Consider the following 21,522-nt stretch of genomic DNA (forward strand, 5'->3'; position numbering starts at 1 on the left):
ATTTTCAATCCGGCCTGTGCTGAAAAAATATCAATTTTTTCAGCGCATGCCGGATGTGCCCTTCCGGGTGCCTCCGGGTCTCTTAGAGCTTCTTCGTTAAGCGGTCAGGATTTTAAACCGACCATACAGGCCGGAGGGCTTGCCGCTTACAGTCCGCTTGGCGTCCCCCCATCCGCACCCAGACTAAATCTCGTCACTATCCCCCGATTCATTTAAGAATTTCATAATATTTTTTCGATTTCTTTAATATTTATAACATACTTTGGACACATTTTTCTTTTATACTAAAGTCAGATAGTTGATAAACAACTATCTCCCCCCTCATAAAGTAAAGACATCTTGGGGCAACCCAGGATGTCGCACTTTACTCTCATTCCTTTAGATAACTATAAAAACAACCAGAGGCCCGGACAGCCGATACTGTCCGGGCCTTCTGCTTTTCCTTTTTCTCCGGCCTTGCCTACACCTGTCTCATCTTCACGTCGAAGGCTTCTTTACGGGCATTGTGTTCCTGGTTTTGATTCTCCGGTTTCTTCTTTTCCGTAACGCTGTTGAACTTATTTCTGTTCTTCTGCCCATTGATTTCTTCCTGTTTCTTCTTATCCATATCGTCACCTCACAGTTAGTATGTTCACTAGACACAGTCATATACACACTTAATGCATTTGCTGTAAAAGAAAAAAGAGCCGGTATGATTTCCGACTCTTCTGAAATACACTTTCATGATATCTAAAAAATGAAAAATTATATTTTACTTTCCAGCCACTCGTACAGATCTTCATACACCTGATTCCTGTCAGTCTCATTAAGCAGTTCATGCCTGTCTCCGGCATATAAGCGCAGTGTAACATCCTTTATTCCTGCTGCCTTGTACTTCTCATAAATCTTTCTGACGCCCTTGCCGAAATCTCCGACCGGATCTTCTGATCCTGCGGCTATCATCATGGGAAGCGTCTTAGGAATCATGTAGATGCTCTCTTTCTTCTGCATCTTCAACATACCGCAGAACATATGATAATAAGCATTTACGGTAAATACAAAAGAGCAGAGAGGATCCGCCACATATGCATCCGCCATCTTCGTATCGCTTGTTACCCAGTCCGCCCTGGTTCTCGGCGGCTTATAGCCCTTGTTGTATCCTCCGATCGCCAGATTATCAATCAGTTTACTGCGGTAATGCCATCCTTTGAAAGCAGCTATAATACGACAAAGCCTCTTGGCAGTCTTCAAAGTGACCCGTTTCTTATCCGCGACCACACCAATGATAATCACACCATTCAGGCCATTGCCATACATCTGGATATACTGGCGCACAAGGGCTGATCCCATACTGTGCCCCAACAAGAAATACGGAACCCCGGGGTACTTCGCTGCAGTCTTCTGACGCAGCGTATGCATGTCCCCCAGTACACAGGCATTGCCGTACTTCTCGTTGAAATAGCCATATTCTGTTTTTCCCTGTATGGACTTTCCGTGGCCAAGATGATCATTGCCCACCACGTAATAGCCCTTGCTGCACAGGAAGTCCGCAAACTCATCATAACGGTTAATATACTCAACCATTCCATGGCTGAGCTGCAGAACTGCTTTTACTTCGCCTTCCGGCTTCCATTCAATTGTATGGATCTCTGTATTACCATCTTTTGATGGGAAGTAAAATTCATCTTTCATCTTATCCTCTACCTGTCCTCTAATTTTATGTAATCACGGTGAGGCGCGAGTGGTTTATACGCCGGTCGGATAATCTTATCCACGTTCTTAAGCTCTTCCAGTCTGTGCGCACTCCAGCCGACGATACGCGCTGCTGCAAAGATCGGAGTATACAGTGCAGCCGGAAGATCCAGCATACTGTAAACAAGTCCGCTGTAAAAGTCAACATTGGCGTTAACACCCTTATACATCTTACGCTTCTCACTGATAATCTCAGGCGCCATATGTTCTACCTTCTCATAAAGAGCATACTCTGCATCATAGCCCTTTTCAGTAGCCAGCTGCTTAACAAACTTCTTGAAAATGTCAGCTCTTGGGTCGGAAACAGAGTAAATTGCATGCCCCATTCCATAGATCAGACCCTTTTGGTCAAATGCTTTCTTGTCCAGAAGGTCTGTCAGGTACTGGCGGATCTGATCATCGTCATTCCAGTCTGTCAGATTCTGTTTCATATCATCAAACATCTGCGTAACCTTTACGTTCGCACCGCCGTGCTTCGGCCCCTTCAGGGAAGCCATCGCCGCAGCGATCGTGGAGTAAGTATCCGTTCCGGAAGATGTAACAACATGTGTTGTAAATGTTGAGTTATTACCGCCGCCGTGATCCATATGAAGCACGAGGGCCATATCAAGGATCTTGGCCTCCAGTTCGGTATACTTTCTGTCCTCACGCAGCATCATCAGAATGTTCTCCGCTGTTGAAAGTTCCGGATACGGTGCATAGATATAAAGGTCTTCGCCTCTTCGGTAATTATATGCATGGTAACCGTAAACCATTAACATCGGGAACTGGCTGATCAGATTCAGGCACTGGCGGAGTACATTCGGTATGGATGTATCGTCCGCTTTCTTATCGTACGTATACAAATTCAGTATGCACCGGGAAATCATGTTCATCATGTCCTTGCTCGGCGCCTTCATAATAACGTCCCTTACAAAATTCGGAGGAAGCATTCTTCTCTCCGCGATCATTGCCTGAAATTCATTCAGCTGCGCCTCTGTCGGCAGACTTCCAAATAACAGCAGGTAGGCAGTCTCTTCAAATCCAGAATGCTTTGCTTCTAAAAAGCCTCTTACAAGGTCTTTGATGTTGTAACCACGGTAATAGAGGTTGCCTGCACAAGGGACTTCCTTTCCGTCCACGATCTTAGTAGCGCAAACATCGGAGATATTCGTTAAGCCTGCCAGTACCCCTTTACCATTTACATCACGGAGGCCTCTTTTCACCTCGTACTGTGTGTAAAGTTCTTTCTCAATTGCATTGTTGTCCTCACAAATCCGGGCTAACTCTTCAATCTTCGGGGTGTTTTCAAAAAAGATGTTATCAATGTCTTTAGGTATTCTTGCCATAAAACCTCTCCCTTCCTCTTAAATATTCACTTGTCTGATCCCTCTATTATACTAAAAAAGTGGGTTTTATACAATGAAATGTCTATTAAATATTTATGAACTGCCTAAAAAGAGTGTGATACAGACATGTGTGTCCTGTTGAACTTTGGGAGACCGGCACCGGCGGGCACTGCCCTGCCAGATACCGGTCTCACCGTCATTTGCAACCCTGATCCGCAGCATTCTAATTACTTTCCCTGATCAGCGAATTCGTAAGCGCCGCGAATTCTTCCAGGTTCAGCACTTCCCCCCGCACACCGGCCCCTTTTCCGAGGCTTTCTATCGCCGCTTCGATCTGTTCTTTTGTGTAATCCAGCTCGGGAGAATTTTTCATGCCGTTTGCAAGTGTTTTTCTCCTCTGGTTAAAGGATGCACGGATAATCCGAAACATCAGCTTCTCATCCTCCACCCATACCGGCGGTTCCCCGTACCGCTCCAGCCGGATCACGGCGGAGCCTACCTTTGGTCTCGGCATAAAACAGTTCGGCGGTACATTTGCCACGATATAAGGCTTTGCATAATACTGCACTGCCAGCGACAGGGCGCCGTAGTCCTTTGTCCCCGGTCCTACCTGCATACGCTCGGCCACTTCCTTCTGCACCATGACTGTAATGCTCTTTACGGGCACATGCTTCTCAAATAACCCCATAATGATTGGTGTTGTAATGTAGTACGGCAGATTTGCAACCACCTTAATCGGGCGTCCACCGTTCTCACGCTCTGCCAGCTCTGCAATATCCACCTTCAGTATATCCTCATTGAGCACGGTCACATTGTCAAAGCCATTGAGGGTTTCCTCCAGGATAGGGATCAGCGCCTTATCAATCTCCACCGCAATCACTTTTCCTGCCGCACACGCAAGATACTGCGTCATGGTTCCGATTCCCGGACCGATCTCCAGCACCATATCTTCCGGCGTGATCTCTGCCGAGCGGATAATCTTATCCAGCACATGCGTATCTATCAAAAAATTCTGTCCGAACTTTTTCTGAAAAGCAAAGTTATATTTTTGTAAAACAGCAATTGTATTCTGCGGGCTGCCTAGTGTCGGCTCCTTCATAAGCTCCTCCTCGTTCATGTTGTTGAACTTTTCCTCTAAACAGTATAATATACTTTCCCATGACCGGCAACGATTATCAAAAACTTTCTCTTCCTGTCGGATTAGCAGAGTAACCGTCCCGGCCGTCCTCATCCCGCAGAGACAGCGCACATTCAATCGTGCCGATAGACGAAGCCGACATCGCGATCTGCCGGAACCAGTCGATAATACATGCGCTGTGCGGGCTGGCAAACAACTGTTGGCTGAACTCCTCCGCATACTGTGCCCGGTCCGTCTTGATCTGGCAGATGATCTCATCCACCGCTTCTCTTGTCAGCCCATAAGGAAATCCCGGACGCTGTGTCCAGCATGGAGCCGCGGCGGCCAGCAAAGTTCTATGTCTTCTCGCCCATCTTCCGGAGTCCCATGTATGACCATGCCATCTACAGTAAGTTGTAAAACCTTCTGGCATTTTTTTCCGTCTGTTCTACCACCTCGTCATAAGATAGCTGCTTCAGTTCTGCGATCTGCTCCGCCACATAGACCAGGTTTAAAGAAGAATTTCGTTTGCCCCTGTTCGGAACCGGTGCAAGATACGGACAATCCGTCTCAAGCAGCAGGTATTCCAGCGGAGTCTCCTCCACCACTTCCTTTAGTTTTCTGGAATTCTTAAATGTGACAACGCCCCCCACGCCAATGAAGAACCCCATCTTCACGTATTCCCTTGCCATCTCAGCCGAATAAGAAAAACAGTGGATCACTCCCTTAAGTCCCCTGGCATGTTCCTTCATAATCTGAAGCGTATCCGCAGCCGCTTCCCGACTATGGATAATGACCGGCATTTCCAGCTCCCGGGCCAGTTCCAGCTGGCGGATAAACCATGTCTTCTGAACCTCATGGCTCTCATTGTCCCAGTAATAGTCCAGCCCGATCTCTCCTACAGCAACCATCTTTTCTTCCCGGAGAACCGCCCGGAGCCTCATAAAGTTCTCTTCATTCAGTTCCCCCACATCATCGGGGTGCACTCCTGCCGCCCCGTATATGAAAGGATATCTTGCAGTCAGTGCCCTGACATCCTCCCAGGACGCCACATCGGAACCTGCATTAACAATCGTCCCAACGCCGCCCTCCTGCATGGAACATAAAAGCGCATCCCTGTCCTCATCAAACTGTTCATCATCATAATGTGCATGTGTATCAAAAATCATAGGTGACCTCCCTGGTACATTATATCATATAAAAACCGGACCCTGCATAAGAGGGTCCGGCCCCAATCGCTTCCACGATTATAGCACAATATCATCCACCTTTTCAAATGTATCCATCCGGAAAGATTCTACTGTATTGCCAGCCACAAGATAGAAAGTATCTTTGCTGAACAATCCCCGTCCTTCCGAATATCCACTCAGTTCCCGTTCAAAAATACACTGGAACCCTTTTTCCTTGTCGTAGGAGAACAAGTAATACTTCTGACTCTGTCCGTATGCAGCAAATCCGATCAGATTCCTGTCCGTATTGATCAGAGCCGCTTTGTAGTTGTAAGAAACGTTTGTTGAGTAACAATCCTCCATCACATACTTCTCGATCTCCTTCACATCGGACGGATCCGAGATATCAAACATGGATAGCTTCACGCCCTCCGTAGTGGTTCCTGTCTCATCCACATCCATCCCGATCCCGAGCAGCAGCCCTTCACCATATGGATGAAGATAATCCGAGAATCCCGGGATCTTCAGGGCCCCGATCACCTCCGGCTTCTCCGGATCGGACAAATCTACAGAAAACAGCGGATCAACCTGCTTAAATGTCACAAAATATCCCGTGCTGCCCATAAACCTCGCCGAATATACCTGCTCATCTTCTGCTAGCCCTTCAATTTTTCCCAGTTCATTCAATTTTTCATCCAGGACATAGAGTGAATTGCTGTCTTTCTTTGTGGATTTGGAAGAAAACGGGGACTCTCCAAACGTTACGATCGGAAACGGACTTGCACCGCCTGTAGGGCTGACCGTAGTTACCAGCCGCAGATTTCCCTCATACTCATCAATACTGAACGAATCGTTTAATGTGCCATCGATCCGCGTCTGTCCCACTGCCTCCAGAGTACCGTCCTTATAAGCCACCTTACGGATACATGTCTGTGTTACATCGGACTCCTCGGAATTGTAATAAGACTCACAGACATAGATGCTGCTTCCGCTAACATACACAAGCCCGGAACTTCCGAATACTGCTTTGCTGTCCAGCTTCCTGCCGGGATCCTTCAGAGAAAAAGCAGAGATCACGGTATACTGGTTTCCCCGCACATACTGTGGCAGCAGAATGCTTCCGCTGTCAATGGCCTTTCCCTGCACCTGGGGAATGTATAAATCAATATCATTCCTTGCAGCCGACACCTCGGCGTTAAAATTGCTGAACAGGTATACATAGTCTCCCGTTACACGTACCGTATAAAAGCTGCCGCTCTGTGTAATCTTTCCCACAGATTTGGGCTTCTCCGGGTTGCTCACATCATATGTCTCCGCCACAGTGTACTGCTTGTAAGTACCGTCATATCCCTCGTTGCCGTCATTGTACTCGGTCTTCGTGTACACAATAAGCAGTTTATCGCCTTTTATATAGATCTCAGAGATGTACTGGTCATCCTCCAGTCTGATGGATGCCATCTCCTTCATCTCTTTATCCTCAATGTTGACAATCTGCACCTTCTGCCCATTCAGAATATAAAGGTTTTTACCGTCCGTCTTAACGATATCCCCTTCCTCAACGCCCTCTTCCCTGATATTTGTATCCGAATAGGACGCACCGCTGTCGGCAGCCCCCGCCGCAGATGTATCGGCTTTGCTCTCGGCAGATTCCGTGCGTGCGAAATTCGATGCACTGCCGTCGGCGGCACTGTCCACGCTATACTGCTTCTGGAGCTCCTCCTGGCTCTCCTTCTCCGCCTCGATATATTTATAAATTTCATCATAGTCCCCGGCGGAAGCTATAACCGTATCGGTCGTGCCCGAGGACTCCGTATCCGCCTTCGCTTCATTCGTTCCTCCCGCATCGGCGGCAGAAGTACTCTCAGTATTTGACGTATCTTTATGTCCCCCAAGGCCGCCGAAAGCGGCAATCCCCACTACGATCACACAGCAGGCAGCTGCAGCCACCGCACTATACGCTGCCTTCCACCGGAAAGGTTTCTTCCCGCCTTTTTCAGTCAGCATCTTTTCTATATTCTCCGGTTTCAAAGATTCGGGGATCTCCACATCATCTGCCATCTCCCGGATCTGCTCCTCCACAGCCTGTTTTTCCACCCGTTCTTCTATTCTATGCTCATCGGTCTTCTGTTCTTCTGTTTTGTTTCCCTCCGGATTCTCTCTCCCATTCTTCCCTTTTAAATCTTTCCCATCCAAACTCATATCTACACCCCTTTCTACTGCAGCACACGGCGCATCTTATCCAGCGCCCGCGTCTTCTTCGAGCGGACTGTGGCCGGGTTCATCTCCATCATGCCGCCGATCTCGTCGCTCTGATACCCGCCAAACACGGAAAATGCCACAATCATCCTCTCGTCTTCATTCAATATCCGGAATGCTTCACGCACATCATGAGCGCCTGCATAATCCCTCTCTGTCGCCGGCATCTCCGCTTCCAACTCTTCTGTGCGCCCCGTATCCCTTAACTTTTTCCTGCACCGGTTACTCAAAATCTTAAAAATCCAGCTCCGGAAAGACTCCTCTTTCCTCAGGCTCCCAATATTCTCATAGGCAGCTATCACAGCCTCGCTGACCGCATCCTCCGCATCCTGCGGATGTTTCAGCATATAAAGTGAAAATTTATACAGATCCACATAAATTCTCGCATACAGTTCAGAGAAAGCTTTCACATCACCTCTGCGGGCCTTCCTGATCAAGATCAGTTCCGAACAGCTCTCATAATCATACATCTGCACCCCTCCTCTCCTGCTCCGCATCGCAGGAGCAGTCATAAACATTCATGAATGAGAACGAAATGAATTTATATTCCGTTCATACATATAAGAGTATCATAAACCATGGTTTGTTGCATTGGAAATGTTTTTTTTGCTGCGGGCGGTGAACGAAAGGGGGACGCCTGTGGGGAGCGGGAGTTCCGGACGGCAGGGATTGTATTTCCATTGAGGGGATTCTTACGGTGGCGGCGGATTGAGTTGGTTATACGTATTAGCCTGGAAGAAGCAAGTATTTAAGCCATCACCAGACAGGATTTTTACGTGCCGCCGTTACAAATCCGCAGCTCCCGTTTAAGGACCGCCTCCGGGAGGAGCGGAGTTTTTACTGCCGGCCGGATGCAACAGCTGTCTGGAATCGTGGCAGGGGTCTTTTGGATGCGTCTTTCGGGGATTACTGCCGCTTCATCAAAATGGAAGCCAACATATGAACTTCCAACAGGACTTCCAGTCCTGTTGGAAAGACGACTCAGCGAGAATGCATCCTGCATTCTCGTGTTTGTCGTCGGTGTTCATCATGTTGGCTTCCATTTTGATTAGCGGCAGTTATCCTCGAAACCCGTATCCAAAAGACCCCTGCCACGATTCCAGACAGCGTCCCCCTGCCACCAGCAGCACCCCATCCGCTCCCTCTCCTTATCCTTTATAGTAGTTGATGAGGCAGCCTTTTAGGATGATTTCGCGTTCTGCGTCTGTGAGTTCTCCCAGGCGGAATTCTGTTTCTTTGAGGCTGTCGCCTACTACGTATGCTTTTATGGTGTCTTGTTTTTCTTCTACGGCTTTTCTGACATCAGGGATGAAGATGTAATCTCCGTTCCCAAATGGCAGGGACTCGTGATTTTCTTTGGTCAGAAGCGGGAGCATTCCCCAGTTGATCAGGTTGGAACGGTAGCGCTTTGTGGCATACTCATTCGCAATGTTTGCCCAGCCACCCAATACTTTCTGGCAGGATGCCGCCTGCTCGCGGGCAGAACCGTCTCCTGGTTTTACTGCAAATATGGCGCTTCCTACACCCAGGTTTCCTTCGCCTGCTGAGGGGTAGGATTCCTGGATCTTTGCCATCACCGGTTTCAGCTCCTCGAGAACGTCCAGCGGGCATGTGCCTGCCTCGATTGCCTTCTGGGCTGCCTGTACTTCTTTGGCGCGGGCTACGTATGCAGGGTCTTTTCTGGACAGTGTAAACTCAGCAAGGCCCAGCGGATTGGAACGGTAGGAAGATGTCTCGCCCGATGGGATCAGCTCGTCTGTCGTGGTTACCGGGTCATGGATCTCGGAAACGATCTTTATGACCAAGTTCTGCGGTAAGGCTGACATCGCCGGCCAGTCCTTGATGTTCGGGCCGAACTTGATCTCAACATCCGGGTCCGCCTCACCTTTGCTGTCGAATACCCGGTTCTCATATATGCTCTTGTCAAAATGATATTTCTGTCCTGTATATTCTACATCCAGTGCAGTGGCCGGTGTCAGGAAGCCCTTATTGGCAGCTGTTGCAGCAATGGAACGCGCGTCCATAAGCGCCACGGAGGCAATCTGACCGCTCTGAAGCTTGGAGCCCTCCCGGTTCGGGAAGTTTCTGGTAGAGTGGCGGATGGAGAATGCATTATTGGCCGGCGTATCTCCCGCTCCGAAGCATGGGCCGCAGAAGGCTGTCTTTACGATGGTTCCTGCTGCCATTAAGTCTGCAACCGCCCCGTTTTTAACAAGTTCCATGTAGATCGGAGTACTTGCGGGATAGACGCTGAATGTAAATTCATCATTTCCGATGTTTCTGCCTTTGATAATGTCTGCAGCCGCACAGATATTTTCAAATCCGCCGCCCGCACATCCTGCGATAATTCCCTGCTCTACATATAATTTACCGTCAATCACCTTATCCTGGAGCGTATAGTCTACTGCACCGTCCAGGCTTACAAGGGCCTTCTGCTCCACATCGTGCAGAATATCCTTCAGGTTGGCGTTCAGTTCATCGATTGTGTACACATTGCTGGGATGGAACGGCATGGCGATCATCGGCTTGATCTCGCTTAAGTTCACATAAACCATACCGTCATAATATGCCGCTGCGCCAGGGTTCAGCTCCTTGTAATCCCCGGCTCTGCCGTGGATCTCATAGAATTCACGGATCTTATCGTCTGTTTTCCAGATGGAGGACAGACAGGTTGTCTCCGTTGTCATAACGTCAATACCGATTCTGAAGTCTGCGCTCAGCTTGCTGACTCCCGGTCCGACGAATTCCATCACTTTATTGTTAACATAGCCATTTCCAAATGTCGCGCCTATAATTGCCAGCGCCACATCCTGAGGGCCAACGCCCTTCATCGGCTCGCCATCCAGGTAAATCCCAATGACTCCCGGCATCTTAATATCATAGGTCTTGTTCAGAAGCTGTTTTACAAGCTCCGGACCGCCCTCTCCCATAGCCATCGTCCCGAGGGCTCCGTAGCGGGTATGGCTGTCTGATCCAAGGATCATCTTACCGCCGCCTGCCAGCATCTCACGTGCATACTGATGAATGACTGCCTGATGAGGCGGTACATAGACTCCGCCGTATTTCTTTGCACAGGTCAGTCCAAACATATGGTCATCCTCGTTGATCGTTCCGCCAACAGCACACAGGCTGTTGTGGCAGTTCGTCAGCACATAAGGGATCGGGAACTTCTCAAGTCCTGAAGCCCTCGCCGTCTGGATAATACCTACAAATGTGATATCGTGGGAAGTCAGTTTATCAAACTTAATCTGAAGATGTTCCATGTCAGATGATGTGTTATGCTCTTTCAAAATGCCGTAAGCCATCGTATTCTGAGCTGCTTCGTCTTTTGAAACCGGGACAGTAACACTGCCTGTATCTTCAACTATTTCAGTGCCGTTCAGCAGATAGACACCATTATCGTATAGCTTTATCATGTTCGCTCCTCCTAAACATACTTGATTTTACTCGTTACTGTTAATCATTTTAGCATGTTAAAGAATGGATGTAAATAACGGAAGCGGCAAAAAAGAGCGATGCCGCCGATGGCACCGCCCTTTTAAACCTAATTGGTTTCCCGGAGAATCTTCACTACCTCAAGATCAGTTTCTCCCATTGATATAATATCTTCTTTCTGAATCACGATCGGTTTCTGAACTTTCTTGCCATTCAGGAACGTATGGTTCTTAGAACCTTCATCCCTGAGAAACAGCTTATCTTTGCTCCTCACAATCGCGCAGTGAACCTTGGAAATCTTCCTGTCACCGGGCAGGGAAAGAAATTCCTCAAAAGCAACATCCTTCGTCGTTCTTCCAATCCCGATACTGTCATAGAAAACGAAGCTGTAACGCTCTCCCGTATCCGGATCCTCCAGAATGATCTTCCAGCGCCTTTTTTTGCCCGCACCCGCTGCTGGCGTCTTCGGCGGATGTCCGGCAGACTGTTTTTTCTTTCTCACCGGGGGCCTGTCATCGTAATCATCGTCGTCATAATCATCACTTTCTCCGCCGTAAGCCTCATCAAGCTCATAATGCCTATATTCTTTTCTCTCTTTTACTATGGTCACTATGGTAACAATTATAGTGACAGCTATCAAAGCAGCTAAAACTATCAGAATAATCCAGTACATCATATGTATATCCACTCCTTCAAGAGTTTATAGTACTATATTTTTCCCTTACAGGCAACCCAATCCGCCATTTTTTATCGCCTGAGCCTGAAATTTACTTAACAAATTATCTTTGGATATTCACAGAAACGAAATAAATTAACCGTTCTTGCCATCCCGAATTCTATTCATATTCGCAGATATACCCCAGGAAACCGGAATATGACGATTCTGCCGCCAGCATATCGTCCGGCACATCATTCCATACAAACCGCTTTTCGCCGTCAAAGAAAAATAAATCCATATACTGCTCTTCCAGGCTGCCGTCCTGGAAACTTGGCTCCCCGCTTTTCCATTCGTCAGAACACCAGCTGTCCTCAGAATTCAACTTCTCCCCAAACAGCTTATTATTCTCATTCACCCAATAATAATCTTCGGAATTGCCGTCTCTTCTTCCCCCAATCCGGAAAAAGATATTGGTCATCCCTGCCTTGCTGATTTCTTTCCGTATGTACTCATATTCTTCTGAACTGTTAATTCTGGCAAGATAACCGCCCCTGTTTAAGCAGTCCTGAAACGCCTCTGTCCAGGTGCAGTCGCTTTTTATATACTCGTATCTGTGGATAGCCGTATCATCGGCAGGAGCAGAAGCATCATAGGTGCTTGCGTTTTGATCCGCAGCATTTCCATCCTGAGAATTGTCCTTAGAGCTGTCAGTTCCTTCCCCGGCATGATCCCCTGCATTGTCCCCCGTATTATTATTTGCGGGATCCTTTGTGCCATTATCCTTATCGGTGTTGACAGCGTCCCCCTTTTGTGCCGCTGAATTCTTATCCTGTTCCTCCTTCCCTGCGGCATCATTTGAAGTTACCTTCTGGCTGTCCTGCACCTTTTTTCTGGTTACAATCCCCAGCCCAATTCCCGCTGCAAATACCACGATAACTCCGATAATGACAATCGCCAGTATCTTTCCGTTGCGTCTTGGCTTTTTCATCTTTTGTCTCCTACCTTTTCTTCATACTGAAATATTTTCCCAATAGTTACTTATACCCAAGGAGCACCTCGTATTTCATGTCCCTGCGGGGCGGATTTGCAGCACGCTGCAAAATAATGTATACCCAAAGGGCACCCCGTATTTCATGCCCCTGCGGGGCGGATTTGCAGCACGCTGCAAAATAATGTATACCCAAAGAGCACCCCGTATTTCATGCCCCTGCAGGGCGGATTTGCAGCAAGCTGCAAAATAATGTATAGAAAAGACAGAAGCCTCTGATTCTAAGGCTTCTGTCCTGCTAGAACTTCCTACAATCTATCCGTATCCTGCGTATGCGCGTCCTTTGCCTCAGAAGCTCCCGCAGCGATACTATTTTATAATCTCTTTAATAATTCTTCTCTTTCTTCTTCATAACCCGGTTTGCCCAGAAGTGCGAACATATTCTTTTTATAGCTTTCCACGCCTGGCTGGTTAAATGGATTCACGCCGAGTAAATATCCACTAACGCCGCATGCAAACTCAAAGAAATAGAACAGCTGTCCGAGATAGAACTCGTTCTGCTGTGGAACTGTCACCATCAGGTTCGGCACGTTGCCGTCCGTGTGTGCAAGAATCGTTCCGTTCATAGCACTTTTATTGATAAAGTCTACGGTCTTGCCTGCCAGATAATTCAGTCCGTCCAGGTCAACCGGTTCTTCGTTGATAATCAGCTCTTCTCTGGACGTCTCCACATTCAGAACTGTCTCAAATAATATTCTGTTTCCATCCTGGATAAACTGTCCCATGGAGTGCAGATCGGTCGTCAAATCTACTGATGCCGGGAAGATGCCCCGCTGGTCTTTACCTTCGCTCTCTCCATATAACTGTTTCCACCATTCGGATACATAATGCAGGCTTGGCTCATAATTAGCCAGAACCTCTATTGCTTTGCCCTTTCTCAGCAGGATATTGCGTACTGCCGCATACTGCAGGGCCCCATTATCTTTAAAATCATTTTCCAAAGCTTCTTTTCTTCCTGCCTGTGCGCCTTCCATCAGTTTATCGATGTCTGCGCCGCTCACTGCGATCGGCAGAAGGCCTACGGCCGTCAGTACGGAGAAACGTCCCCCGACATCGTCCGGCACTACAAAGCTCTCATATCCCTCTTCTGTAGCAAGGTTCTTCAAAGCTCCTCTGGCTTTGTCGGTCGTAGCATATATTCTCTTTGCTGCGCCCTCTTTTCCATATTTATTTTCCAAAATCTCTTTAAATACACGGAAGGCAATGGCTGGCTCTGTAGTAGTTCCTGATTTTGAAATCATGTTGATGGAAAAATCCCTGTCGCCGACTACGTCAATCAGATCCTTAAGATAAGTACTGCTGATACTGTTACCTACATAGTAGATCTCCGGAGACTTTCTGAGTTCTTTGGATACCACATTGGCAAATGAATGTCCAAGGAAGTCAATTGCAGCTCTTGCTCCCAAATAAGAGCCGCCGATTCCGATTACCAACAACACCTCAGAATCACTGCGGATCTGCTCTGCCGCTTTCTTGATCCGTGCAAATTCTTCTTTATCATAATCAACCGGAAGGTCAATCCATCCAAGGAAATCATTTCCCGCGCCTGTCTTTGCAACAAGCTTGTCCTTTGCCTGGGCTGCCAGTTCGCTCATATATTCCATTTCATGTTCCTGAATAAAACTACTTGCTTTTGAATAATCAAATGTAACTTTGTTAGCCATTGTTTACCCTTCCTCTCTAATATCGTCTTTTACAAGCTAATTCTACCAAATATGCCCACCTTAATCAAGCTAAAAACTCCTCTAAAATTTGGCGAATTGCCTCTTCTTTTAGTGCAGGCTGCTCATCATCTTCCTCCATTTTTTCTTTTACTGTCCGGCGGATCACCTGTCTCGCCGCTTCCCCTTTTTCTACCCTGCGCGGTTCTCCTTCAATATTGATCGACAGTGCAGGTTCCTCCCGCTGTGCCGCCGCCCTGGATGCCCCCGCAGTTTCGGGGCTGATAACATCTATATTCTCCTTCTCGGTCTGTTTCACCTTCTTATAACGGTGAGCGCAGACATTTTCAAGGTAATCAACCATATAATTCTTTGCTGCTTTTACTTTATAAGATTCATCGGACAGCTGGCTGATTACAAACAACGCAACCATTTCCGCCGCCCCTACTGCAATATACTGGTACATCTCCTCACACAGCCCATGTGCCAGGTAGTGCCCTGCCGCTCCCAGCGCCGCCAGGATTCCGGAAAACCAAATACTCTGTATTTCCAATTGTCTCCACGTATGTACTTTAAAAAGAAATCCCCGGTATTCATATATGTACTTCTCCACAAATGCTCCCACATTGTCTACCTTATCGTGTATCATACACGCGTGCTCATATTTTGCCCGCACGAGCTTCATCAGTTTGTGTGTGCTCTTTGACATATTGCCTGACGCCTTTACCAGACGGCGGAGGGTAACCTGGTTCACGAGCTTGGCCAGTACCCCAATGACACCCACCGCAATCATCAGATAGAAGATTACGTTCGTGTCGGCTGCTACATTTTTAAACATAATAAGACCTCCTGTTTTTATGGTTGTGCCACAACTACCATTTTTTGGTGTGAGCCTATTATAGCCCAACTTTTCCGTACTTGCCGCAAAAACCGTTCTACATAATTCGCCATTTCAGAGTGTTTTTAAGGAAAAACAGGAATATCTCAGGGTTAAGAAACATAGAATTTAAGAACGGCCTCAATCCTTCAATTTAACACATCATTTATCTTCACAGTGCATTCTCTGCCTTAAGAAAACTCCTGTCATTTAATCGGGGAAAAACTCGAAAATTGGCACACGAAAATGTACTGGTAATTTCCCCTTCATTTTGCTATAATCAACATATCTGATAAATGCTGGTAAAATACGGGTTATAGTGCCGCCATAACACCCCAATGCCAGATTAAAATCATTATTTGCAGGAGGATAAAAACATGCAGTATAAGACAAGCGGAGTCTGTTCGCAAATGATCAACTTCGATATCGAAGACAATAAGGTAAGAAATGTAGCCTTTGTTGGAGGGTGCGCCGGCAATCTGCAGGGCATAGCCCGCCTGATAGAAGGCATGGATGTGGATGAGGCTATCTCCAGAATAGAAGGTATCCGCTGTGGTTTCAAAAGTACATCCTGTCCCGATCAACTCGCACTAGCATTAAAAAAAGCAACCGGAAGATAATCCGATTGCTTTTTCTATGTTTAGTACATGAACCATATAATAAAAGATCCCCCTCCTTGAACAATTGAAGCAGCTGTCATGCGGCGCGCATAAAAAAATTTGTGGTGTTTTCTCGATACAGGTCTTTTCTATAATCAATTAATGGTTAATAGTTTCTCCTGTATGCGGTACACTTGACAGCTGCTTCAATTGCTCAAAGAGAGGGGGTGAGGTGCTGGGCGTAAAATTAGTTTATGAAGATTCCATCGGTAAGCGATGTGGCCTCTTCGTATGGATAATCCGCATCCATTCCCGCTACATGGTCAGCATGAACACGGTAATAGTAACCTCTATCTACCATCATCATCTTGTTCGTACTTACATAATATGTATTTACATCTTGAACCTGCCAACAATCAATTTGTTCCCAAATACCGGTTTCTGCATTATACTGATCAACATAAATAACTGTTGATATATAATCAACATCATGATTTGCTGTGGTTGATGCATATACATAAATACGTCCAACTCCTGATTTTGTAATGGAACACTCTCCATCCATTAGATGAGTGCCACGTGTAATGATCCCAGAATTAGTTGTCCCCTTTGAAGTCGTTGCGTCTGTTAGGTATGACCCATCTACTTGAATGTACTGATTTTCAGCCGCTTTAACAGGTAGTACAAGCATTAAAAATGCAAAACATACTATAATAAATGAACTTAGTCTTCTTTTCATTACTTCCTCCTATCATGTTATCTATTAAGTAAACATCTTAGTGCCTAATAACTTACGTCTCTTTTTCAAAATATATGAGATTTTTTATAATACTTTCTAGTTCTTCTCTCTTCAAAATTCCTTTTAGCTGGTAATGTATGCCCTTATAAGTAAAATTCGCAATGTATCTAGAATCTGCATAACCTTTTACATAATATTCTTCTACCGCAATATCCTGATCTAACGAATGCACTTTGAATTCTCCGGTTTTTATATCCTCTTCTTTTTGACCTAATGATGAATCCGAATTATTTAAATAAATAGTATATCTTATTACCTCATCCCCATACTTATAAAATAATTGTGCCATTCTTTGCTCTTCATCTATCTTATACTCACTCAAGTACATTCCTTTAGGTTTTGTTCCTATTCTTACTGCTAATATGTTTATTTTTTCTCTAATTTCCCTGTAGGCGGTTACTTCCATTCCATCTTCAGAATCCTGTGTATCCATGTCTTCAACATTCATAATTTGCATTGCCTGTCCACCATGAATCTTCTCCCATAGTATTTTCAAATATGACTTACTCCCCACGCTAGTCACACTCGTTCCAACCACCAAAACAAGTACCGCCGCAAATGCAATTATAAACCTCCTTCCACGCGGCATACGTAATACACTGGTCTTCCTCCCTTCTTTTTTCTTCCCCTTTTTCTCATCACTGTTAAGATGTTTGTGGTATTCTGTATTGACTTCAAACAGCTTTGGTTCGTCCTCTTTCTTTTTCAGGAGTTCTCTGCCAAGGCGTAATGCTTCTCTGTCTTCTTCTGAAAGAAAACTTTCCGGATTATCTTTTGTACGTTCGGTAAAATTTGGAGCAAGTTCCTCCCCAAACTCTGCTGTATTTTCTCCAGTGCTGTGCTCTTGTCCACGTCTCTTCTCGTATGCCTGAATTTCAGCTAGAAGTGCAGCTTCCATCCTGCCAGATACCTGGATATCTTTAAGATCAGGATTTTCCGCTATTTTCCTTTCCACCCTCTCAGCTGCATTCTCCACTTCTTCTTGCAGTGATAATTTTTTGTTTTGTTTCATGCTTATTCCCCTTATTTTGGCTACTACTTTTTCTTGACTTTTTACTAAATAAGTTTAATATGAAATTATATGTGTTTTATCGGTTATATGCAAGTATAACTTTTAAATTTTTAAGCATAATATGAACATTTCAAATCTGGAGGTTTTCATTATGAAAAGAATCATACTCACCGGTGGAGGAACTGCCGGGCATGTCACCCCCAATATTGCACTGATTCCCCGGCTGAGGGAACTGGGTTACGATATCCAATACATAGGATCTTACAAAGGGATTGAGAAGGAACTCATTGAGCCTTTTGGTATCCCTTATCATGGTATTTCTTCCGGAAAGCTGCGGCGCTATTTCAGCGTTCAGAACTTTACAGATCCTTTTCGAGTAATAAAAGGGTTTGGGGAGGCTCATTCCATTATAAAGGAATTGAAACCTGATGTTATCTTTTCCAAAGGGGGATTCGTTTCTGTTCCCGTTGTACTGGCCGGCAAGCGGTGCAAGGTACCGACCATTATCCACGAGTCTGATATGACACCGGGACTTGCCAACAAGCTAGCCATCCCATCGGCAACCAAAATCTGCTGTAATTTCCCGGAGACCCTTGAGTCTCTTCCGCTGGAAAAGTCTATCCTTACCGGTTCCCCGATCCGGCAGGAGCTGCTGTCTGGCAACAAAATTGCTGCACTGGATCTATGCGGCTTCGCGGCGGATAAGCCCGTCATCCTTGTAATCGGAGGAAGCCTTGGCTCAGTGGCCGTCAACAATGCAGTACGCCTTGCTCTCCCTGAGCTTCTGGAGTATTTCCAGATCGTTCACCTCTGCGGCAAAGGCAAAGTTGATAATTCCCTTAATGGCCTGAGAGGCTACGCACAGTTTGAATATATCAAAAATGAGCTTCGGGATATATTCGCCCTGGCAGATATCGTTATTTCAAGGGCCGGTGCAAATGCAATCTGCGAGCTGTTAGCACTTAGAAAGCCGAATCTTTTGATCCCACTTTCGGCCAATGCCAGCCGCGGCGACCAGATTCTAAATGCCCGCTCATTTGAAAGGCAGGGCTTTAGTATGATCCTTGAAGAAGAGGAGCTTACAAAAGAGTCTCTCCTCGAAGCTGTCCGGAGGCTTTACGATAACCGCAATTCTTATATGGACGCTATGCGGGATTCCAGACAGCAGGATTCCATTGATACAATTATAGGACTTGTAGAAGAGATAAGTTTAAAGTAATTGTCGGATTGCAACACAACCAGGAAAACAGGTGGCGTAAAGACACCTGTTTTCTTATACTCGGTTCAATTCGTCATATTCTACACCAAACTCTTTCTTTATCCAGCTTTTGGCTCTGTGCAATACACTATGCAGCACTTCAACACGGACTCCCATTTGTTCAGCAACTTTTGCCTGTGGTATTTCCAGATAATATACCAGCGTAATCGCCTCGTACCATCTGGGATTTTTCTCAAGCAGTGCCTCAAAGATACGCTCGTGAAGTTCGGAACGATCTAAATCTTTCAACTCTTCCATAAACGTTTCTTCAGCACTCTCTACAGTTTCCCGAACAAAGTCTTCCTCTGTAAAATCTTCTCCAAGTATCTCCCGACTGGCCTTCTTGTTATAATTCAACGCGTAATTCTTAGCAGTCGTATACAACCACGATTTAATATTGCTGTGATTCATGTCGTTGTAATAAATATACAATTGGAGAAACGTATTCTGAGTAATATCTTCCGCCACATCATAATTGCCCGAATATGTATATGCTGCTTTTAAAACGAGATTCTTATAATCTTCATAGATCTCATCAAACTCACGATTATCAGTCAACATTTTTATCCCCGGTTATTAAATCACTTTACTTAATATTTCTTCTTTGTCCTCATCTGAAAGTTCGCCCATCTTCCAGCCCAATCCTACTTTATCGCCCTCATATCTAGGAATCATATGCATATGAAAATGAAATACTGTCTGGCCTGCGGGCTCCTCATTGTTCTGAACAATGTTATAGCCGTCACACCCCAGCACGTCTTTGAGCTTAAGTACCATCTTTTTAGCCAGAACCAATACCTTAGCTGCAAGCTCATCATCCAGGTCATACAAATTGCTATAATGCTCCTTCGGTATAATCAGAGCATGTCCCCTGGACGCAGGATTCAGGTCTAAAATCACACGAAAGTCATTGTCTTCATACAGCGTTGCTGATGGTATCTCACCCGATGCCAGCTTACAAAAAATGCAATTTTCGTCTTTCATAGCTTTTCCTCATTTCTTCTTTTAGAATGTTTTAACTTTAGTATATCCCATTTTCAGCTAAATGAGAAGCTCTTTTATCAGCATTATTCTGTCGAAACTTGTCAATCTGATTTTGTTGAACACTGCCCACCATCGTGCTAGACTACAAATATAACGTACTATAAGGAGGGCATAAAATATGTTACATAATGTTGACATCAATAAAATGAACACTCTCATGGAGGAAAACCATGATGCAAAACAGATCATTAGTCAGCTGTTAGAAAATCATCATGAAACGGTGTCCGCAATTGCTCATGAAATACGAAATCCTCTGACACTTGTTTCCTCGTCCTTGCAGGTTATGGAAATCCAGCATCCTGAAGTACGTGATTTTCCACACTGGCGTCAGACGATCGATGATGTAGAATTTATGTGTCAGTTGTTAAACGAGCTTTCTACTTTTAATAATGGCGATACTCTGCACTATTCTGTCTTTTCTATCGAACGTCTCCTAAAGAACATTGCCGTCTCATTTGCGATTTCTATCGACAGCGAAGATTCCGATATCGAATTCACATCCTCTATTCCTACCGGTCTGGGCGATTACACTGGTGACAAGGTCAAGCTGGAAGAGGTTTTCTTAAACCTTCTTCGAAATGCAAAAGAATCCATAACAGGTGAAGGCCGTATTCATTTTTCGGCCAGCCGTCATAATGACGCTCTGACAATTCAATGCAAGGATACCGGATGCGGTATTGCGGAAGAAATCATAGACTACATCTTTGAACCGTTTAAAACCTACAAAGAGGGTGGGACAGGCCTTGGGCTGTCACTGTCCAAACGAATCATCGAATCCCATGGTGGTTCCATATCGGTAGACTCCAAAGTGGACGAAGGTTCCACGTTTACAATCATTCTTCCCATATAGTACAGTATTGCTGAATTAATCATAGAATACTGTACCAGCCGCGCCACGCTGCCTGCGGTACAGAACCGCCGCCATCACAAACCCGCAGACAAGACCGCCAACATGGGCCGCATTATCTACTCCTGAGCTTGTAAAGCCAAAATACAGGCTCAGGACTACCATAACCAAAAGTCCACGGTTTGTCAGCCTTCCCACTCTTCCATGATTTTTCAAGACTACGCACAGCAGCGCTCCCATGAGACCGAATATGGCTCCTGAGGCCCCTGCCGATACCACCATCTTATCTGTACTCATATTCATCCACAATGAAAGCAGATTCCCCCCAAGCCCTGATATAAAATAAATAATCAGAAACTTGATCCGGCCGGTCTCCAGCTCCAGGTTCCAGCCGAGCGCTCCCAGCAGTACCATATTGTTCAGCAGATGTTCGATACCAAAATGCAGGAACAAACAGGTAAAGATCCGGTAATACTGATGCCCTTCCACAACATAAGGCCCGTACATAGCCCCATGCTCCAGCATAAACAGCGTATCTTCCGTAGCTCCCATAACAGAAAGCACCAGAAATACTCCAATATTAATTACAATCAATGCGGTGGTGCACACTGCTTTTTGATTTCTCTCCAAGATGGTTCTCCTTTTCTTAACTGCTCTTCTATATTATAATAGCTCTCTGCGCT

21 protein-coding genes are annotated in these 21,522 nt (G+C 45.8%); 3 read left to right on the plus strand and 18 right to left on the minus strand.

Annotated features, from left to right (window positions below; genetic code table 11):
- Positions 1-460 precede the first annotated feature (460 nt).
- The 13 genes from ARB69_RS27235 to ARB69_RS16880 all read right to left on the minus strand — a co-directional run bounded on the left by ARB69_RS27235 (position 461) and on the right by ARB69_RS16880 (position 15,241).
- On the minus strand, positions 461-607 hold the full coding sequence (locus ARB69_RS27235) for a hypothetical protein (RefSeq protein WP_167702508.1): 147 nt from the start codon (positions 605-607) through the stop codon (positions 461-463).
- Between the two features lie 137 nt (positions 608-744).
- Positions 745-1,671 (minus strand): alpha/beta fold hydrolase, encoded by a 927-nt coding sequence (locus tag ARB69_RS16820; protein ID WP_055154394.1) that lies wholly within the window; start codon positions 1,669-1,671, stop codon positions 745-747.
- A gap of 8 nt (positions 1,672-1,679) precedes the next feature.
- The gene (locus ARB69_RS16825; protein WP_055154433.1) at positions 1,680-3,050 is read right to left on the minus strand and encodes a citrate/2-methylcitrate synthase; all 1,371 of its coding nucleotides are present in this window, start codon (positions 3,048-3,050) and stop codon (positions 1,680-1,682) included.
- 232 nt (positions 3,051-3,282) lie between these two features.
- Positions 3,283-4,158 (minus strand): 16S rRNA (adenine(1518)-N(6)/adenine(1519)-N(6))-dimethyltransferase RsmA, encoded by an 876-nt coding sequence (rsmA, locus tag ARB69_RS16830; RefSeq protein WP_055154395.1) that lies wholly within the window; start codon positions 4,156-4,158, stop codon positions 3,283-3,285.
- Between the two features lie 76 nt (positions 4,159-4,234).
- Positions 4,235-4,609 (minus strand): hypothetical protein, encoded by a 375-nt coding sequence (locus tag ARB69_RS16835; protein WP_174518413.1) that lies wholly within the window; start codon positions 4,607-4,609, stop codon positions 4,235-4,237.
- Positions 4,581-5,345: a TatD family hydrolase gene (locus tag ARB69_RS16840; RefSeq protein ID WP_055154397.1), complete on the minus strand. Its 765-nt coding sequence runs from the start codon at positions 5,343-5,345 to the stop codon at positions 4,581-4,583. Before ARB69_RS16840 ends, ARB69_RS16835 begins: the two co-directional genes overlap by 29 nt.
- 78 nt (positions 5,346-5,423) lie before the next feature.
- Positions 5,424-7,544, minus strand: coding sequence for a beta-propeller domain-containing protein (locus ARB69_RS16845; RefSeq protein ID WP_083487130.1), 2,121 nt, complete (start codon positions 7,542-7,544; stop codon positions 5,424-5,426).
- A gap of 14 nt (positions 7,545-7,558) precedes the next feature.
- The gene (locus ARB69_RS16850) at positions 7,559-8,071 is read right to left on the minus strand and encodes an RNA polymerase sigma factor (protein ID WP_055154398.1); all 513 of its coding nucleotides are present in this window, start codon (positions 8,069-8,071) and stop codon (positions 7,559-7,561) included.
- Positions 8,072-8,749: 678 nt separating this feature from the next.
- Positions 8,750-11,017, minus strand: coding sequence for a hydratase (locus ARB69_RS16860; RefSeq protein ID WP_055154400.1), 2,268 nt, complete (start codon positions 11,015-11,017; stop codon positions 8,750-8,752).
- Positions 11,018-11,145: 128 nt separating this feature from the next.
- Positions 11,146-11,712 (minus strand): FHA domain-containing protein, encoded by a 567-nt coding sequence (locus tag ARB69_RS16865; protein ID WP_055154401.1) that lies wholly within the window; start codon positions 11,710-11,712, stop codon positions 11,146-11,148.
- Between the two features lie 160 nt (positions 11,713-11,872).
- Positions 11,873-12,682 (minus strand): C-type lectin domain-containing protein, encoded by an 810-nt coding sequence (locus tag ARB69_RS16870; RefSeq protein WP_055154402.1) that lies wholly within the window; start codon positions 12,680-12,682, stop codon positions 11,873-11,875.
- Between the two features lie 374 nt (positions 12,683-13,056).
- The gene (locus ARB69_RS16875) at positions 13,057-14,406 is read right to left on the minus strand and encodes a glucose-6-phosphate isomerase (RefSeq protein WP_055154403.1); all 1,350 of its coding nucleotides are present in this window, start codon (positions 14,404-14,406) and stop codon (positions 13,057-13,059) included.
- A 64-nt stretch (positions 14,407-14,470) separates the two neighbouring features.
- The gene (locus ARB69_RS16880; RefSeq protein WP_055154404.1) at positions 14,471-15,241 is read right to left on the minus strand and encodes a hypothetical protein; all 771 of its coding nucleotides are present in this window, start codon (positions 15,239-15,241) and stop codon (positions 14,471-14,473) included.
- Positions 15,242-15,657: 416 nt separating this feature from the next.
- Here ARB69_RS16880 and ARB69_RS16885 point away from each other — a divergent pair, with 416 nt between their 5' ends.
- Positions 15,658-15,900 (plus strand): TIGR03905 family TSCPD domain-containing protein, encoded by a 243-nt coding sequence (locus tag ARB69_RS16885; RefSeq protein WP_025653757.1) that lies wholly within the window; start codon positions 15,658-15,660, stop codon positions 15,898-15,900.
- A gap of 226 nt (positions 15,901-16,126) precedes the next feature.
- Here the strand turns inward: ARB69_RS16885 and ARB69_RS16890 are convergent, their stop codons facing one another.
- Both ARB69_RS16890 and ARB69_RS16895 read right to left on the minus strand, forming a co-directional pair.
- Entirely contained in the window at positions 16,127-16,618 is a 492-nt protein-coding gene (locus tag ARB69_RS16890) for a DUF6147 family protein (protein ID WP_055154405.1), read from the minus strand.
- Positions 16,619-16,670: 52 nt separating this feature from the next.
- Positions 16,671-17,690 (minus strand): DUF4367 domain-containing protein, encoded by a 1,020-nt coding sequence (locus tag ARB69_RS16895; RefSeq protein ID WP_055154406.1) that lies wholly within the window; start codon positions 17,688-17,690, stop codon positions 16,671-16,673.
- A gap of 151 nt (positions 17,691-17,841) precedes the next feature.
- Between ARB69_RS16895 and ARB69_RS16900 the strand changes: the two genes are divergently transcribed.
- Positions 17,842-18,909, plus strand: a complete 1,068-nt coding sequence (locus tag ARB69_RS16900; protein ID WP_055154407.1) for an undecaprenyldiphospho-muramoylpentapeptide beta-N-acetylglucosaminyltransferase — start codon at positions 17,842-17,844, stop codon at positions 18,907-18,909.
- A gap of 54 nt (positions 18,910-18,963) precedes the next feature.
- Here the strand turns inward: ARB69_RS16900 and ARB69_RS16905 are convergent, their stop codons facing one another.
- On the minus strand, positions 18,964-19,509 hold the full coding sequence (locus ARB69_RS16905) for an RNA polymerase sigma factor (RefSeq protein ID WP_055154408.1): 546 nt from the start codon (positions 19,507-19,509) through the stop codon (positions 18,964-18,966).
- A 15-nt stretch (positions 19,510-19,524) separates the two neighbouring features.
- Entirely contained in the window at positions 19,525-19,932 is a 408-nt protein-coding gene (locus ARB69_RS16910) for an HIT family protein (protein ID WP_055154409.1), read from the minus strand.
- A gap of 178 nt (positions 19,933-20,110) precedes the next feature.
- Here ARB69_RS16910 and ARB69_RS16915 point away from each other — a divergent pair, with 178 nt between their 5' ends.
- Positions 20,111-20,842, plus strand: coding sequence for a sensor histidine kinase (locus ARB69_RS16915; protein ID WP_055154410.1), 732 nt, complete (start codon positions 20,111-20,113; stop codon positions 20,840-20,842).
- Positions 20,843-20,857: 15 nt separating this feature from the next.
- On the opposite strand, the gene ARB69_RS16920 is transcribed toward ARB69_RS16915, so the two are convergent.
- A complete protein-coding gene (locus tag ARB69_RS16920; protein WP_055154411.1) occupies positions 20,858-21,469 on the minus strand; it encodes a rhomboid family intramembrane serine protease in 612 nt (203 codons plus the stop codon).
- Positions 21,470-21,522: the final 53 nt, after the last annotated feature.

It is taken from the genome of Faecalicatena contorta (assembly GCF_001404335.1).
Classification (GTDB): Bacteria; Bacillota; Clostridia; order Lachnospirales; family Lachnospiraceae; genus Faecalicatena; species Faecalicatena contortus_B.